Origin of the sequence: Klebsiella sp. GW_Kp181, assembly GCF_040062315.1 — a bacterium.
In the GTDB taxonomy this organism is placed as follows: domain Bacteria; phylum Pseudomonadota; class Gammaproteobacteria; order Enterobacterales; family Enterobacteriaceae; genus Klebsiella; species Klebsiella oxytoca.
Window position 1 is genome coordinate 22,699 of sequence record NZ_JBEAFR010000054.1, and the last position, 15,698, is coordinate 38,396.

Sequence of the window (15,698 nt, forward strand, 5' to 3'; positions counted from 1 at the left end):
TCTTTTTTACGCTTTGTTAGTCAGAATCAGTTGACCATTGCTGTCCAGCGGGATTTGCGCGCCGGGGTCGCGATCCATACGGATTTTGCCCTGCTGGTCGCCGATTTTGTAAGTGACGTCATAGCCGAGCATTTTTTCCGATTTGTCATACACCGTTTTACAGCGCTGCTGCGTGGTTGTGTAGGTGTCCCCTTCCTGCATTGAGCCCTGAATCTGGTTACCAGCATAGCCGCCGCCCAGCGCGCCCACGACGGTGGCAACGTCGCGGCCGCGGCCGCCGCCGAACTGATGACCAATCACCCCGCCAGCCACTGCGCCTAAGACTGAACCGGCAATACGGTTTTCATCCTGCACCGGGCGACGATGAGTAACGGTGACGTTTCGGCACTCTTTACGCGGGGTTTTAATGCTCTCTTTTATCGGCGTACTGGACACCACCTGCGCATACTGCGGTCCGCGATCTAACACGTTAAGACCGGCAACGGCTGCAACGCCCAGCGCGGCAGCCACGCCAATCCCTATACCCGCCAACATAGATTTATTCACGGGACATCCTCCTTTGTTGCTATTACCGCTAAGTTTGCCGCTCAGCCATAAGCCTTGCAAATAAGAAAGCGGATGAAAAGTGCGTGAACGTACGGCAAATCAAGGTGATTCGGAGAAATCTGAGGGGGTTTTACGGAAAAGACAGGAGGATATTCTGGATATTTCCGGGGGAAAGCTTAGCGGAGGGATCCGGGCGACAGCACCTTTTAGCTCTGCCGCCCGAACAACATTAATGCAGCTTCAGACGCGGGCGAATAATACGGTTGATACGCCCTACCAGCATCATCAGGCCGGTTTTGAAGTAACCGTGCAGCGCAATCTGGTGCATACGATACAGAGAGATATAGACGAAACGCGCAATGCGCCCTTCGATCATCATTGAGCCGCGCATCAGGTTGCCCATCAGGCTGCCCACGGTGGAATAGTTGGAGAGCGACACCAGCGAACCGTGATCCTTATAGGTGTAGGCTTTAAGGGGTTTACCTTTCATCTGCGCCAGAATGTTGTGCAGAGCGCAGGTCGCCATCTGGTGCGCAGCCTGAGCGCGCGGTGGGACAAAACCGCCTTCAGGACGGGCGCAGGAGGCACAGTCGCCAATGGCGTAGATATCCTCGTCGCGAGTGGTTTGCAGCGTCGGCTCAACCACCAGCTGGTTAATGCGGTTGGTTTCCAGGCCGCCAATCTCTTTCATGAAGTCAGGCGCTTTAATGCCGGCCGCCCAGACCATCAGATCCGCGTTAATAAATTCGCCTTCTTTCGTGTGCAGACCGTTAGCATCGGCGCTGGTGACCATGGTTTTGGTCAAAACGCGAACGCCCAGCTTGGTCAGCTCGTTGTGCGCCGCGCCGGAGATACGTGGCGGCAGTGCCGGCAGAATACGCTCGCCGGCTTCAACCAGCGTCACGTTCAGAGCTTCGTTAGTCAGACCTTTATAGCCGTAGCTGTGCAGCTGCTTCACCGCGTTATGCAGCTCGGCCGACAGCTCAACGCCGGTTGCGCCGCCGCCTACGATGGCGATATTCACCTTACCGTCCGCCCCAAGATTCGCCGAGTACTTGAGGAACAGATCCAGCATTTCCTGATGGAAACGACGCGCCTGATGCGGGTTGTCGAGGAAAATGCAGTTTTCTTTAACCCCTGGCGTATTGAAGTCGTTAGAGGTACTTCCCAGCGCCATCACCAGCGTGTCGTAAGGCAGCTTACGCTCAGGTACCAGCAGCTCACCCTTTTCGTTACGCAGTTCAGCAAGGGCGATCGTTTTGGTCTCGCGGTTAATATCTACCACTGACCCCAGCTGGAACTGGAAGCCGTGGTTACGGGCGTGGGCCAGGTAGCTCAGCGCGTCTACACCTTCATCAAGTGAACCAGTCGCTACTTCATGTAGCAGCGGTTTCCACAGGTGGCTGTGGTTACGATCGACCAGCGTAATTTTGGCTTTCTTATTGCGGCCCAGCTTTTTACCCAGCTGGGTAGCCAGTTCCAGCCCACCGGCACCACCACCCACAATCACTATTTTTTTCAATGGTGTAGTCACGCGACCCCCTAAAATTATTAACCAATTGTTAATTAAAAGTTATTGATATAGCCTTTAATTAACAAAAGGTTACGGCATTGAAACCATTCAGCGAGATCGAGAATAACATGAACGGTGCATTGGTCATACCAAAATTGATATGCATCAAGTTTTACTGCATATTTTTTGAGCGCGCAATCGCAGATATGGATAAAAAAAGCCCGCATTGTTTTCACATTGCGGGCCGGGAGCGATCAGCCGAGGGTTTTGAAGGCTTTTATTCGCTGGAGATGCGGGGAGATATTTTTAAACTTGTGGGTCTGTTCTTCATCCCAGATGATCTCATAGTAGTGGTGCAGCAGGTCCGCAGAACGCTGGCTATCCAGCGCTTCATCCTGTCGTGACAGCACCACCAGGCAGCGGTCGCGGTTTTTTTCACGGAAATTATTCACGCACTTGGTGGCGATATCCGCATACTCTTCCGGCCGGTCAATCTTGCCTTCCATGTTTTCATCAGGAAACAGGTTGGGGTTGAAAACGGCCTGGCGAATATCGCAAAGAAAGCCAATTCTCTCCGCCCAGAAACCACCGAGACCCACGCCGCAAATGAGGGGTCGATCGTCGGCGCTTAGCTGCAGCATTTTATCGACTTCTTTTAACAAATGCTGCATATCATGTTTAGGATGCCGCGTGCTGTAGCTAATCAACCGGACATCGGGGTCAATAAACTGAAGCTGTAGCACCTTCTCATGGTTACCGGGGCTGTTTGAGTCAAAACCATGTAAATAGATAATCATCGCATCCTCACCAGACAACAACGCCTTTCAGGTATATTACGCGGACTTCGCCTCTTGCCAGCGCGCGTGAAGCTGCTCCAGCTGCGCGCTTATTGTCTTCCAGCGGGCGGAATCCCTTAACGCCTGACGGCTAATGGAACCTTTATGATACAATTTCGTAACACGCTCTGCTTTGATCGGCGACAGGTTATCCAGCACGCTGACCGCACCCTTACGATTATTGCAGACAAGGATCATATCGCAACCCGCATCCAGGGACGCCTGGCCGCGTTCGGCATAGCTGCCCATAATCGCCGCGCCTTCCATTGACAGATCGTCAGAGAATATTACGCCGTCAAATCCCAGCTCGCCGCGCAGGACCGTTTTCAGCCAGTGCGCGGAGCCGCTGGCGGGACGGGGGTCAACGTCGCTGTAAATAACGTGGGCGGGCATAATGGCATCCAGACGCTGCTCGCCGATCAGCGTGCGGAACACGGCCATATCTTTCGCGCGAATTTCCGCTTCCGCACGCGGATCGCGCGGCGTCTCTTTGTGAGAGTCTGCCGTCACCGCCCCATGCCCCGGGAAGTGCTTGCCGGTGGTTTTCATACCCGCGCCGTGCATGCCGTCGATGAAATGGCGAGCTATCGCCAGCGCCTTGTTGGGGTCCTGATGATAAGAACGCTCGCCAATAGCGGCGCTGATATGTCCGACATCCAGCACCGGCGCAAAGCTGATATCAATATCCATAGCGATCATTTCGCTGGCCATCAGCCAACCGGCTTCTGCGGCCAGCCGGCCGCCCTCTTCCATGCCTAGCAGGGCGGCGAAAGATTGCGCTGCAGGAAGACGGGTAAAGCCCTCGCGGAAACGCTGCACGCGACCGCCTTCTTGATCGACCGCCACCACCAGATGGTTGCGCGAAGCCTCGCGGATCTGGCGAACCAGCTCACGCAGCTGCGCCGGATCGTGATAGTTGCGGGTAAACAGGATCAGCCCGCCAACCAAAGGATGCGCCAGAATCTCACGCTCTTCCGCATCCAGTTCAAAACCTTCGACATCCAACATTACCGGGCCCACAGCCACCTCTCTTATCCTTTTATTTTTTGTCTAACTGACGCCATATCTCATCGGCCAGCGTGATAAACTGCCGGTCGCCGGTTTGCTGCCAGCGTCGTTCATACCAGCCCGCCATCAGCAGCCGCACCCAAGGGCGCCAGCGCTGAATTTGCCGCCAGAGCTGAAGCTCATCAATGTGCGCCTGTCGCGCATACTCTGCGGTAAGCTGGCGATGCGCAACGGGGTCGATCCACACCGCCGCCAGTTCCAGCGCGATATCGCCATCGCCCGCATATTCCCAGTCAATCAGCCGCAGTCCCGCCTCGCCGCGAACAATGTTGCCCGCATGGACATCCATATGTAAGGGCGCCAGACGTAACGGCTGCGGTTCGCCCCGGCGAAGCAGCCGCTTATGCCACCGTAGCCACAGCGGTGTACGGCGCGCAGGACTGCACTGCTGCCAGTAACGCTCAAGCAGCGGCCGCAGCGCGATACGCCAGCCAAAGCGTGGCTGCCGGTGCAGATGATACAGCAACCCTGCGAGCGCCGGACACTCCGGTAATGCGTTGACCACGTCGCCAGAGCAATATTCCACCACCATCCATGCGGGAGAATAAAAAACCGGCGCAGGCGCTAAGGTATTGGGAAGGCGGGACAGCACACGGTACTGGCGGCGGAAGTCGCAGGACGGCGCATGCGGGTCGTGCGGCTGGCGCAGCACCCGCTTTCGCCGGCCATCGCTGAGAATACAGCTGCCGCCGCTCAGCCCGGTTTCGGACAGCGCGGCGACAGGCGTATAGCGGGGGAAAAAGCGCGACAGCACTTCGTCGCGCGTGAGCTTATTGTTGCTGAACAGCACCTTTACCTGACCAGATAATTTCGCCGGTTTGTACCAGCATCAGCTGCATTTTCAGCTCAGGTGAATTGACGTTGCCGGTTGCGTTGGAATAGAGCACATACTGTGCGCCAACGGTGCGCGCAATGCCCATCGCTTTGCTGCGACTACCAAGGCTATCCTGTGGCGACAGGCCAAGCTGCTGTTTGGCCACGCCCAGCTGCTGCTGGGAAACCAGGGTGAATTTTCCGTTACCCTCAAGCGCATTACGCAGCGCCGTGGTGGCCTCACCCGCATTCAACGTGCCGTTAGTGCGGTTGTTGACGCTGTCGACCAGCAAAATGCTGCCCGCATTTACGCCGCTGGCCTGCAGCATCTGACCAATCATCGGCTGCACCGCGGAGTGCCAGTCAAAATGACGCACGCGCGGCGCCGGCTGCGCAGGCTGCTCGCCGTGTTCAATCGGACCCGGCTGGGTCGGTATCACGGGAATAGTCGGCACAGTCGGCTGCGGCTGAACAGGCTGCTGCGGCTTCGGCTGCGCTTCCTCAACGGGAGCGGGTTCCTGACGTTGACCCACGCATCCGGCAAGGAATATCGCCAGTGCGGTAACTAATGCATAGCGACATAGTTTAATCATTACGATTACCTCTTACAGATAAAGATAAAGTCGGGCCTTGTGCGCCCCCAGAATATTGGCGCTGCCATAAAGCGTAACGGAAGAGTGCGCAGGAACCGTTATGCTGCGTGCAGACTCCAGCGGATGCATTTCCAGTCCCCTGGCGTCATACCAGAAAAAGCGATAATGCACGGTTACCGGAACCTGGCGTTCATTGAACAATCTGGTGGTTGCCGTCGCCTGAATCTCGGATGCGGTTACCGTTGGTACTTCAGCGCTAATTCCTGCTGCCAGTACGTTTGATTCCATCACCAGACTTTGCTGATCGCTGACCGGTATTTCCGGATGCGAACTGCACCCGGCCAGTAATGTCACGGCCAGTAATGCGCCGAAATGGGCTGCACGCATGGAGTTTAACCTTTATGAGCCAGCATCGGGCCTAACGGACGGCCGCCCAGCAGGTGCATATGGATATGATAGACCTCCTGGCCGCCGTGGCGATTGCAGTTAACGATCAGGCGATAGCCATCGTCGGCGAGCCCCTCATCGCGGGCGATTTTCGCCGCTACGGTCATCATGCGCCCCAGAGCCAGCTCATGCTCTGCGGTCACATCATTGACGGTGGGAATCAGGATATTGGGAACGATCAGAATATGGGTCGGCGCCTGCGGAGAGATATCGCGAAAAGCGGTAACGAGCTCATCCTGATAAACCACATCCGACGGGATCTCCCGGCGAATGATTTTGCTGAAAATCGTTTCTTCTGCCATGACTGATTCCTTAATCATTTTTATACCGTGCACTGGCCTGCCCCTGCAGGTAAACGCGGACGCACGGAATTCCTCTAAGAGTATGAGCGAGTTACTCCCCCTCTTTCAACCTGAATGCGTTTTTTCTTACGCCACAAAGCGCCTGGCTGCCGACGGATTAATCGTTTATTACCTGAAAACGATGCAACGTCATAAATAACGCCTTTATGACCTTCATCCTTACCCTTATTTACAGTTTAAATATTAATGCGTATATTTCTCATTTGTATTCAAAATGAATGCAGTGCGCTTACGATCGACCGCGGCCAGAGAGCCGTAGCGAATAACAATTATCTCATGATCAAGGGCTTATGATGTCTCTCTCCACTCATTCCCGGGATGGGCGTAACGCTCCATCCCTGCTTGCGATGGGCATAGCGCTGGCGCTCTCCCCAAACCTTAGCCAGGCTGCCGGTCACTCCGAAGACACTATTATTGTAGAAGGTTCCGCAGATAGCGCTTCGGATACGCAAGAACAGGATTACAGCGTCAAAACCACCTCCGCAGGGACAAAAATGGAGATGGCCCAGCGCGATATCCCGCAATCGGTCAGTATCATCACCGAACAACGGATGCGCGATCAGCAGTTGCAAACGCTGGGTGATGTGATGGAGCACACCATGGGGATCAGCAGCAGCCAGGCAGATTCTGACCGCACCAGCTACTACTCTCGTGGTTTTGAGATCGATAACTATATGGTCGATGGCATTCCGACCTGGTTTGAATCCCGCTGGAATCTGGGCGACGCGCTTTCCGATATGGCCCTTTTCGAACGGGTGGAGGTCGTCCGCGGCGCGAATGGTCTACTGACCGGCACCGGTAATCCTGCCGCGTCGATCAATATGATCCGTAAGCATGCGACCAGCCGCGAGTTCAAGGGAAATGTCTCTGCGGAGTACGGCAGCTGGAACAAGCAGCGCTACGTTGCCGATATGCAAAGTCCGCTAACCGAAGATGGCAACGTGCGGGCGCGCATTATCGCTGGTTATCAAAATAATGACTCATGGCTCGATCGTTACAACAGCGAAAAAACGTTCTTCTCGGGGATTGTGGATGCGGATCTCGCGACGTCGACCAGTTTATCCGCCGGCTACGAGTATCAGCGTATCAACGTCAATAGCCCGACATGGGGCGGTCTGCCGCGCTGGAATACCGATGGCAGCACAAACCGTTACGATCGCGCCCACAGCACCGCTCCAGACTGGGCCTATAACGACAAAGAGATCAATAAAGTCTTCGTTACGCTGAAACAACGCTTTGCCGATACCTGGCAGGCAACGCTGAACGCCACTCACTCCGAGGTCAAGTTCGACAGCAAAATGATGTACGTGGATGCTTACGTCAATAAAGCGACCGGGATGCTGGAGGGGCCTTATAGCAGCTACGGTCCGGGCTATGACTACATAGGCGGTACCGGCTGGAATAGCGGAAAGCGTAAAGTCGACGCCGTGGATCTGTTCACCGACGGCGGCTATGACCTGTTCGGCCGCCAGCATAATCTGATGATAGGCGGCAGCTACAGCAAGCAAAATAACCGCTATTTCAGCTCGTGGGCAAACGTCTTCCCCAATGAGATTGGCAGCTTCTACAGCTTCAATAGCGCTGGGTTCCCGGAAACCAGCTGGGGCCCGCAGAGTCTGGCGCAGGACGATACCACGCGCATGAAATCGCTGTATGCCGCGACGCGTATTTCCCTGCTTGATCCGCTGCATCTGATCCTTGGCGTCCGCTATAACAACTGGAGCATTGAGACGCTGACCTACAACATGGAGAAAAATCATACCACCCCATACGCCGGGCTGGTTTACGACATAAACGACAATTGGTCGGCCTACACCAGCTATACCTCGGTCTTCCAGCCGCAGAACAAGCGCGATAGCTCGGGTAAGTATCTGACGCCGATTACCGGGAATAACTATGAAGTGGGCCTGAAGTCGGACTGGATGGACAGCCGATTAACCACGACTCTCGCGATATTCCGCATCGAGCAGGATAATCTCGGCCAGGCGACCGGCGGGCAAATCCCCGGTAGCAACGGCGAAGCAGCCTATAAAACCGTCGATGGAACCGTGAGCAAAGGGGTGGATTTCGAAATCAACGGTGCGATTACCGATAACTGGCAGATGACCTTTGGGGCGACGCGTTTTGTCGCTGAAGATAATGAAGGCAATGCGGTGAATCCCAACCTGCCGCGAACCAGCGTCAAACTGTTTACCAGCTACCGTCTGCCGGTAATGCCTGAACTGACCGTTGGCGGCGGCGTTAACTGGCAGAACCGGGTATATAAAGATACCGCGACGCCATACGGCACCTTCCGTGCGGAACAGGGCAGCTACGCGCTGGTTGATTTGTTCACTCGCTACCAGGTCACTAAAAATTTTGCTTTGCAGGGTAACGTCAATAACCTGTTCGATAAAACCTACGACACCAACATCGATGGCTCAATTGTCTACGGCGAACCGCGCAACTTCAGCATTACCGCCAGCTATCAGTTCTGATCTCTGGTTAACGTGACAAAATCCGCGGGCGCGCTTTTAACGCCTGCGGCCATTAAAAAAGGCAGCCAGTTGGCTGCCTTAGTCTCCCCATATCACAACTTAGCTGTTGCGGATGTATTCATCCATTTCAGTTTTCAGGTTATCGGATTTAGTACCGAAAATAGCCTGAACGCCTGAACCTGCAACAACCACGCCTGCGGCGCCCAGTTTTTTCAGGCCAGCCTGATCAACTTTCGCCACATCCGCCACGCTCACGCGTAGACGAGTGATACATGCGTCAAGGTTAGTAATGTTCTCTTTACCGCCGAAAGCAGCGATCAGTGCCGGAGCCATTTCGCTGGTCGCGCCAGCTTTGCTGTCTTCGGTTGCATCTTCGCGACCCGGGGTTTTCAGATCCAGCGCTTTAATCAGCACGCGGAAGACCACGTAGTACACGATCGCGTAGCAGATACCGACGATCGGGAACAGCCACAGCTTGCTGCTGTTGCCGGAGAGAACGATAAAGTCGATCAGGCCGTGAGAGAACGACGTCCCGTCACGCATACCCAGCAGGATACAGATCGGGAAGGCCAGGCCCGCCAGAATCGCGTGGATAATGTACAGGATCGGCGCAACGAACATGAAGGAGAACTCGATCGGCTCGGTGATACCGGTCAGGAACGAGGTCAGCGCTGCGGAGATCATGATACCGCCCACTTTCGCGCGGTTTTCTGGCTTAGCAGAGTGCCAGATAGCGATAGCGGCAGCCGGCAGACCGTACATTTTGAACAGGAAGCCGCCGGACAGTTTGCCCGCCGTTGGGTCGCCTGCCATGTAGCGCGGAATATCGCCGTGGAAGACCTGACCTGCTGCGTTGGTGTATTCGCCAATCTGCATCTGGAAAGGTACGTTCCAGATATGGTGCAGACCAAACGGCACCAGGCAACGTTCAATGAAGCCGTAGATACCGAACGCGACAACCGGGTTCTGGTAAGCAGCCCACTGGGAGAACGTCTGGATGGCAGTACCGATCGGCGGCCAGATAAAGGACAGGATCACGCCCGTGAAAATCGCTGCCAGACCGGAGATAATTGGCACAAAACGCTTGCCCGCAAAGAAGCCCAGATACTCAGGCAGCTTGATGCGATAGAAGCGGTTGAACATGTACGCTGCGATGGCACCCGAGATGATACCCCCGAGTACGCCGGTATCTGCAAGGTGTTTAGCCGCAATCTCTTCAGCAGGTAAATGCAGAACCAGAGGCGCAACCACGGACATGGTTTTCACCATGATGCCGTAAGCGACGACCGATGCCAGAGCGGATACGCCGTCGTTATTGGTGAAGCCAAGTGCGACACCGATAGCAAAAATCAGCGGCATGTTAGCGAAGACTGAACCGCCCGCTTCTGCCATGACGTGGGAAACTACGGCTGGCAGCCAGCTGAAGTTTGCGGAACCGACGCCCAGCAGGATACCTGCGATAGGCAGTACGGATACCGGCAGCATCAGCGATTTACCGACCTTCTGCAGGTTAGCAAATGCATTCTTAAACATAATTGAGAGTGCTCCTGAGTATTTGGTGCTTTTTTACGCTTTCACGCATTGGCCCGGGGGGAGAACCGCGCCGTGGACAGGACATCTAAGCGCCCTTTATTTATTACACAGAGTAAAATAATTACCGGGATGATTGTTTGACGGCTATCACGTTTCAATCAGACACGAGCCAAAAACTTACACTGGTTTACATAAGTCGTGTCTGAATGTTGCCAAAAAACCTTCACCGCCCCATTTGTGGCGGTGAACTTTACTCGCTTTAGCTATTAATTACGAGCCTTAAAATAATAAGGAATATCAGAGAGGTTGCAGCCGGGAGGGGTCGATATGAAAAAGCGTCGCGAAATTTTCCGTGGTCTGTTGTGCCAGTTGCTCCAGCGATACGCCTTTAAGAACCGCCATATACTCGGCGACATCCCTGACCAATGCCGGTTGGTTCTCTTTACCACGATGCGGTACCGGAGCCAGATACGGCGAATCGGTCTCTACCAACAGGCGATCGAGAGGTACATAGCGCGCTGCATCGCGAAGCTGCTCCGCATTACGGAACGTCACAATGCCGGAAAACGAGATGTAGAACCCCATATCCAGCAGCTTACCCGCTGTCTCTCTATCCTCAGTGAAACAGTGTAGTACGCCACCGCAATCCGTCACTTTTTCTTCGCGTAAAATTTCCAGCGTATCGGCGCGCGCATCTCGGGTATGCACGATAACCGGCTTATTCAGCTCCCGGCCTATCCGGATATGGTCGCGAAACGACGTCTGCTGGCGCGCTTTGGTTTCCGGCGTGTAGAAATAATCCAGTCCGGTTTCACCCATCGCCACCACGCCATCCTCTGCGGCGAGCTGGCGCAGCGCCTCAACGTCGTACTCTTCATCCTGGTTCAACGGATGCACGCCGCAGGAGAAAACGACGTCGTTACGCTGGCCCACCAGCTCGCGCATACCGCGATATCCCGGCAGGGTTGTGGCCACCGCCAGGCAAAATTTCACATCGCGGGCGGCGGCTTTAGCCAGCACATCGTCCACGTTTTTATGCAGCGTTTGATAATCCAGGCCATCGAGATGGCAATGGGAGTCGACTAAAAACATAATGTCTCTCTCAGAGGTGGGATACGGGAAGGACCGCCCCAGGTTGCAGGTAATGTTCCCAGCGCAGAAGGCGCTCGGTAAGCAGCAGTTCGCGATTGATACCGACAACGCTCAGCAACTGCTCGCGGCAGGCGTTAACGTCGCACGCGATCGCCTGTAAACGCGCGGCCGGCAGCGCAGCGGCCAGTTGATTCACCAGAGGCCAGGCATCGGGATTGCTGATAAGCGTAATTCCCTGCTGCCTTTTTTGTGCATCGACCAGCAGTGATGCCAGCCAATGCAGACGAATCGCGGCCTGCTCATGATTCAATACCGGCAGCAGAGACAGCCAGTCGCCGTGGGTTAAAACAGCACCCAGGGTCTGGCAAAGCTGCAGCCGCACGCTCCAGTGAGCGTCCTGCAGCAGATCCAGCGCCGCCGCCGGGGCATTGGCGCTAAGCCGCAGCGCCGCGAGCAATGCATCTTGTGACATTGTCACTTCTCGCTCTAACCACGCCAGCGCATACTGTTCAGAAGGCGGAGCAAGATGATGTAACCGGCAGCGGCTGCGCAACGTGGCCAGCAGTCGTGCAGGCTCCTGACAGGCAAGGAAGAACCATGTATTTTCCGGCGGCTCCTCCAGCGTTTTCAGCAGGGCGTTGGCCGCCGCGTCGGTCAGCAGAGCGGCATCGTCTATCCAGACGACCTTTGCGCCGCCCAGACGGGCTCGTTCATAGAGTTTTTCGCTCACTTCACGCACGGCGTCAATCCCGAGCGAGCTCTTCCCCTTTTCCGGGATCAACGCATAATAATCCGGATGCGTCCCGGCTTGCATCAGCTGACAGCTATGGCATCGACCGCAGCTTTTATGCCCCTCCGGCTGCCGGCACATCAGAAAACGACACAGCGCGTAAATTAACGCATCGCTTCCCATACCCGGCAGCGCCTGAACCAGTAGCGCATGGTGACCCCGTCCCGCCTGATAGCCGGAAACGAGCTGTTCAAAAGACGGACGTAACCACGGATACCATTTCATGCGCGCTGCTCCGCGACCCACTGATTCACCACCGCGCGGATATCGCGCTCAACGGCCTCAAGCGGCTGGGTGGCGTCAACGGTGCGAATGGTGTCGTCCTGCGCCGCCAGCTCAAGGTAGCGCGCGCGCGTGCGGTTAAAGAAATCGAGCGACTCCTGTTCGATACGGTCGAGTTCGCCGCGAGCGCGGGCGCGCTTCAGCCCTACTTCGGGAGTCACATCCAGGTAGAGCGTCAGATTGGGACGAAAATCGCCCAGTACCGCATCGCGCAGGGTTGCCAGCATCGTTTGGTCGATACCGCGGCCGCCGCCCTGATAGGCCTGGGTCGAGAGATCGTGACGATCGCCAATGACCCACTGGCCGCGGGCCAGCGCGGGTTTAATCACCGTCTCAACCAGCTGCACGCGCGCCGCGTAAAACATCAGTACTTCGGCTTTATCATTGATAACTTCATCGCCGGTGGACTGTATATCCAGCACCAGGCTGCGCAGCTTCTCGGCCAGGATAGTGCCACCCGGCTCGCGGGTAAACACCATGTCGCTAATGCCCAGCTGTTTTAGCGTCTCTACCACAAGATTACGTGCGGTGGTTTTCCCTGCGCCCTCCAGGCCCTCGATGACGATATAGTTACTGCGCATTTTTTTCCTTAAGTACTTTCAGATAATCCTGGACCGAGCGGTTATGGCCGATCAGGTTGGTATTAAACGTATGTCCGCCCTTCCCGTCCGCGACAAAATAGAGGTACGGCGTTTTTGCCGGATGCGCGGCGGCGTTCAGCGAGGCTTCTCCCGGCGCGGCTATCGGGCCGGGCGGCATGCCGTTAATGACATAGGTGTTGTAAGCGGTTGGGGTTTCCAGGTCTTTACGCGTCAACTTACCATTATAACCCTCACCCATGCCGTAAATCACGGTCGGATCGGTTTGCAGACGCATGCCGATACGTAAGCGGTTGATAAACACCGAGGCTACGCGGTCGCGCTCTTCGGCCACTGCGGTCTCTTTCTCAATGATCGAGGCCATGGTCAGCAGCTGATTTTTATCTTTGTACGGCAGATTATCCATCCGCCCTTCCCAGGCTTTATCGACCGCGGCAACCATCTTCTGATGCGCGCGCTTAAGGATCGCCACATCGCTGGTGTTGGCGGTATACATCCAGGTATCCGGCCAGAACCATCCTTCGACCCAATCGGGATGCTCCAGATCGAGAGCCTTTGCGACGGTTTCATAGCGATCGTCCGCCAGCGTATGCTTTACGTAGGGCGCATCGCGCAGCTGGCGCAGGTAGTCGCTCACCCGCATCCCTTCCACGAAACGTAGCGGAAACTGGGCCTCTTTGCCGCTGGCTAACAGCTGCAGCATTTGACGTACCGTCATTTCAGGCGTGAAGCGATAGGTTCCGGCTTTAAAGTGGGATAGCTCGGGCTCAATGCGCAGCAGCCACTGAAACACCCGAGGTCGGTTGATCACTTTATCGCTATAGAGCTGCTGCCCAAGCGCCTGGCGACCTGTGCCGGTCTCGAGCGTAAAGATGGTCTCCTCTTTAATCAGTAATTTGCTGTCCGCCAGCTGGCGAACTTTCCACATACCGACGCCGGCAGCGATGCCCAGCACCACCACCAATAGCAGGATGAAACGTAACATTTTCTTCATGACTAATCAGACAGCTCACACAAGGGGGCTAAAAAATGGTAAAGCTCGCGCGCGGACCAGCATTTATCGTCCCAGCGGCGAACCGGCACCAGCGGCATCAATGCGTTACAGACAATGACCTCGTCGGCTTCGCTCAACGCATCGGGGCGCATGGTGACTTCAACAACGCGAAACGGCGATGGTGCCAGCTTAGCGAGAATGTGCTGACGCATAATGCCGTTGACTCCCGCCCGATCGAGGCGCGGGGTAAAGACGTCAAAGCCTGTACGCCAGAATATGTTCGCGGCACAGCATTCCGTAAGCCACCCTTCGCTGTCAAGGACCAGCGCCTCATCGGCGTCCGTCTGCTCAAGATGAGAACGAATCAGCACCTGCTCAAGGCGATTAAGGTGTTTGAGTCCGGCAAGTAAAGGGTTACATCCCAGCTGAACCGGGCTCAGCGAGACGGAGATCCCTTCTTTACGCCAGCGGTGGTAGTGAGCCGGGTAAGGCGATACGCTGAGGATGCGGCTGGGATTTACGCAGCCTGCGGCGCTATAGCCTCGACCGCCCACTCCGCGCGTGATGATCGCTTTCAGCACGCCATCAGAATGGGGCTGCGCAAGGCGTGCCATCTCCCCGGCCAACAATTCCCAGTCGTTAAAGGGGATAAAGAGCTTTTTGCAGGTCGTTTGTAACCGAGTCAGGTGTGCGTTGAGGAACTGAACCTGTCCCGCCACAATTCGCGCGGTGGTAAAACAGCCATCGCCAAACTGCACGCCGCGATCGTTCACCGGTAACACATTCGCCCATGCGCCATTCAGTAGATACATTCACCCCCCTCATTATTAATAACGATAAGAGTGCCTTCAGAGGACGCATTATGCAACCATCTGTACAAATCAATAAACCCTTCTGTGCCTACTTGTTTAGTTGCCATAATTAGTGAATTCATAATCCACAAAAACTGATTTTACCTTCCATCAAAGTATTCAGAGAAATAATAAGGATACACATCAAGTAATACTATTCACATGAAAAATCACATAATAAATATTGATTTTTAAAAAAATCTACAATCCAGTTTTAGAAAACATAGCTACCCACATCACTAAGAATACCTATAATCAAATTGCCCGAAATTAATATTAAATTCTGTACGATTATTATTTCCCTATCGATGAAATGGAAAAATCATCGTCACTTATCTTTATCAAGGACTCATCAATGAAATTAAAATTAGCTACTATCGCTTTTTTTGCCGCCATGGGGATTGCCTCTTCTGCAACCGCACAGGATGGCCAGATTAATTTTACCGGTAAAATAACAGAAACCGGTTGTAAAATTAACGGCGGAGTCACCAGCGCGCAGGATGTGAAACTCGGTGAGGTCTCTAAAACTGCACTGCCGGCTGCTGGCGACACCGCTGCGACCACCCGTTTTTCGCTGGTATTAACCGAATGTCCGGAAGACCTGTTAGGTAAGCCGATTAGCGTTAAATATGATGGTACTCCGGATAGCATCAATACCGATTATTTACAGCTGACCGGTGCGGGTAGTGAAAATGTTGCTGAAGGCGTGGCGATTCAGTTACTCAATGACGACACCTCGGCGCTGCCGCTGGGCACGTCTTCCAGGCCGGTAACTATTAGCAACAATGCAGCTGAAGAAACCACTCTTAACTTCTTCGCTCGCTATATCGCAACCACAGATACAGTGAAAGCCGGTGATGCTAATGGCACCGTAAACTTCACGCTGACCTACAACTAATCGC

Annotated in this window: 16 protein-coding genes; 2 read left to right on the forward strand and 14 right to left on the reverse strand. The window is 54.8% G+C overall.

Going from position 1 to position 15,698, the window contains the following annotated elements:
* Window positions 1-6: 6 nt before the first annotated feature.
* From ABLV11_RS12225 to hinT, 8 genes are all read right to left on the reverse strand, one after another.
* Window positions 7-546 carry a glycine zipper 2TM domain-containing protein gene (locus ABLV11_RS12225; protein WP_004101127.1) on the reverse strand — a complete coding sequence of 180 codons (540 nt, stop codon included), beginning with the start codon at window positions 544-546 and terminating at the stop codon, window positions 7-9.
* A 229-nt stretch (window positions 547-775) separates the two neighbouring features.
* Window positions 776-2,080, reverse strand: coding sequence for an NAD(P)/FAD-dependent oxidoreductase (locus tag ABLV11_RS12230; protein WP_004101125.1), 1,305 nt, complete (start codon window positions 2,078-2,080; stop codon window positions 776-778).
* A 233-nt stretch (window positions 2,081-2,313) separates the two neighbouring features.
* Window positions 2,314-2,856 (reverse strand): alpha/beta hydrolase YcfP, encoded by a 543-nt coding sequence (ycfP, locus tag ABLV11_RS12235; RefSeq protein WP_004101110.1) that lies wholly within the window; start codon window positions 2,854-2,856, stop codon window positions 2,314-2,316.
* A 36-nt stretch (window positions 2,857-2,892) separates the two neighbouring features.
* Window positions 2,893-3,903, reverse strand: coding sequence for a beta-N-acetylhexosaminidase (gene nagZ, locus ABLV11_RS12240; protein ID WP_160887529.1), 1,011 nt, complete (start codon window positions 3,901-3,903; stop codon window positions 2,893-2,895).
* 31 nt (window positions 3,904-3,934) lie between these two features.
* Window positions 3,935-4,753 carry a thiamine kinase gene (gene thiK, locus ABLV11_RS12245; protein WP_023329505.1) on the reverse strand — a complete coding sequence of 273 codons (819 nt, stop codon included), beginning with the start codon at window positions 4,751-4,753 and terminating at the stop codon, window positions 3,935-3,937.
* The gene (gene lpoB, locus ABLV11_RS12250; protein WP_004101106.1) at window positions 4,734-5,369 is read right to left on the reverse strand and encodes a penicillin-binding protein activator LpoB; all 636 of its coding nucleotides are present in this window, start codon (window positions 5,367-5,369) and stop codon (window positions 4,734-4,736) included. Before lpoB ends, thiK begins: the two co-directional genes overlap by 20 nt.
* Before the next feature lie 12 nt (window positions 5,370-5,381).
* Complete coding sequence (locus ABLV11_RS12255; RefSeq protein ID WP_014228846.1) at window positions 5,382-5,756, reverse strand: YcfL family protein; 375 nt, start codon at window positions 5,754-5,756, stop codon at window positions 5,382-5,384.
* A gap of 5 nt (window positions 5,757-5,761) precedes the next feature.
* Window positions 5,762-6,118, reverse strand: coding sequence for a purine nucleoside phosphoramidase (gene hinT, locus ABLV11_RS12260; RefSeq protein ID WP_004112181.1), 357 nt, complete (start codon window positions 6,116-6,118; stop codon window positions 5,762-5,764).
* A gap of 353 nt (window positions 6,119-6,471) precedes the next feature.
* On the opposite strand from hinT, the gene fhuE reads away from it, so the two are divergent.
* Window positions 6,472-8,655, forward strand: coding sequence for a ferric-rhodotorulic acid/ferric-coprogen receptor FhuE (fhuE, locus tag ABLV11_RS12265; RefSeq protein WP_348855333.1), 2,184 nt, complete (start codon window positions 6,472-6,474; stop codon window positions 8,653-8,655).
* 99 nt (window positions 8,656-8,754) lie between these two features.
* On the opposite strand, the gene ptsG is transcribed toward fhuE, so the two are convergent.
* From ptsG to pabC, 6 genes are all read right to left on the reverse strand, one after another.
* Window positions 8,755-10,188 carry a PTS glucose transporter subunit IIBC gene (ptsG, locus tag ABLV11_RS12270; protein ID WP_004101102.1) on the reverse strand — a complete coding sequence of 478 codons (1,434 nt, stop codon included), beginning with the start codon at window positions 10,186-10,188 and terminating at the stop codon, window positions 8,755-8,757.
* 297 nt (window positions 10,189-10,485) lie between these two features.
* A complete protein-coding gene (locus ABLV11_RS12275; protein ID WP_004112178.1) occupies window positions 10,486-11,280 on the reverse strand; it encodes a metal-dependent hydrolase in 795 nt (264 codons plus the stop codon).
* A gap of 10 nt (window positions 11,281-11,290) precedes the next feature.
* Window positions 11,291-12,295, reverse strand: a complete 1,005-nt coding sequence (holB, locus tag ABLV11_RS12280) for a DNA polymerase III subunit delta' (RefSeq protein ID WP_017146123.1) — start codon at window positions 12,293-12,295, stop codon at window positions 11,291-11,293.
* Complete coding sequence (tmk, locus tag ABLV11_RS12285) at window positions 12,292-12,933, reverse strand: dTMP kinase (RefSeq protein WP_004101099.1); 642 nt, start codon at window positions 12,931-12,933, stop codon at window positions 12,292-12,294. The genes holB and tmk overlap by 4 nt, the downstream gene beginning before the upstream one ends.
* Window positions 12,923-13,945 carry a cell division protein YceG gene (gene yceG / locus ABLV11_RS12290; RefSeq protein WP_105890074.1) on the reverse strand — a complete coding sequence of 341 codons (1,023 nt, stop codon included), beginning with the start codon at window positions 13,943-13,945 and terminating at the stop codon, window positions 12,923-12,925. Before yceG ends, tmk begins: the two co-directional genes overlap by 11 nt.
* 2 nt (window positions 13,946-13,947) lie before the next feature.
* Window positions 13,948-14,757 (reverse strand): aminodeoxychorismate lyase, encoded by an 810-nt coding sequence (pabC, locus tag ABLV11_RS12295; protein WP_105890073.1) that lies wholly within the window; start codon window positions 14,755-14,757, stop codon window positions 13,948-13,950.
* Between the two features lie 394 nt (window positions 14,758-15,151).
* Between pabC and ABLV11_RS12300 the strand changes: the two genes are divergently transcribed.
* Window positions 15,152-15,694 carry a fimbrial protein gene (locus tag ABLV11_RS12300; RefSeq protein ID WP_070557371.1) on the forward strand — a complete coding sequence of 181 codons (543 nt, stop codon included), beginning with the start codon at window positions 15,152-15,154 and terminating at the stop codon, window positions 15,692-15,694.
* Window positions 15,695-15,698: the final 4 nt, after the last annotated feature.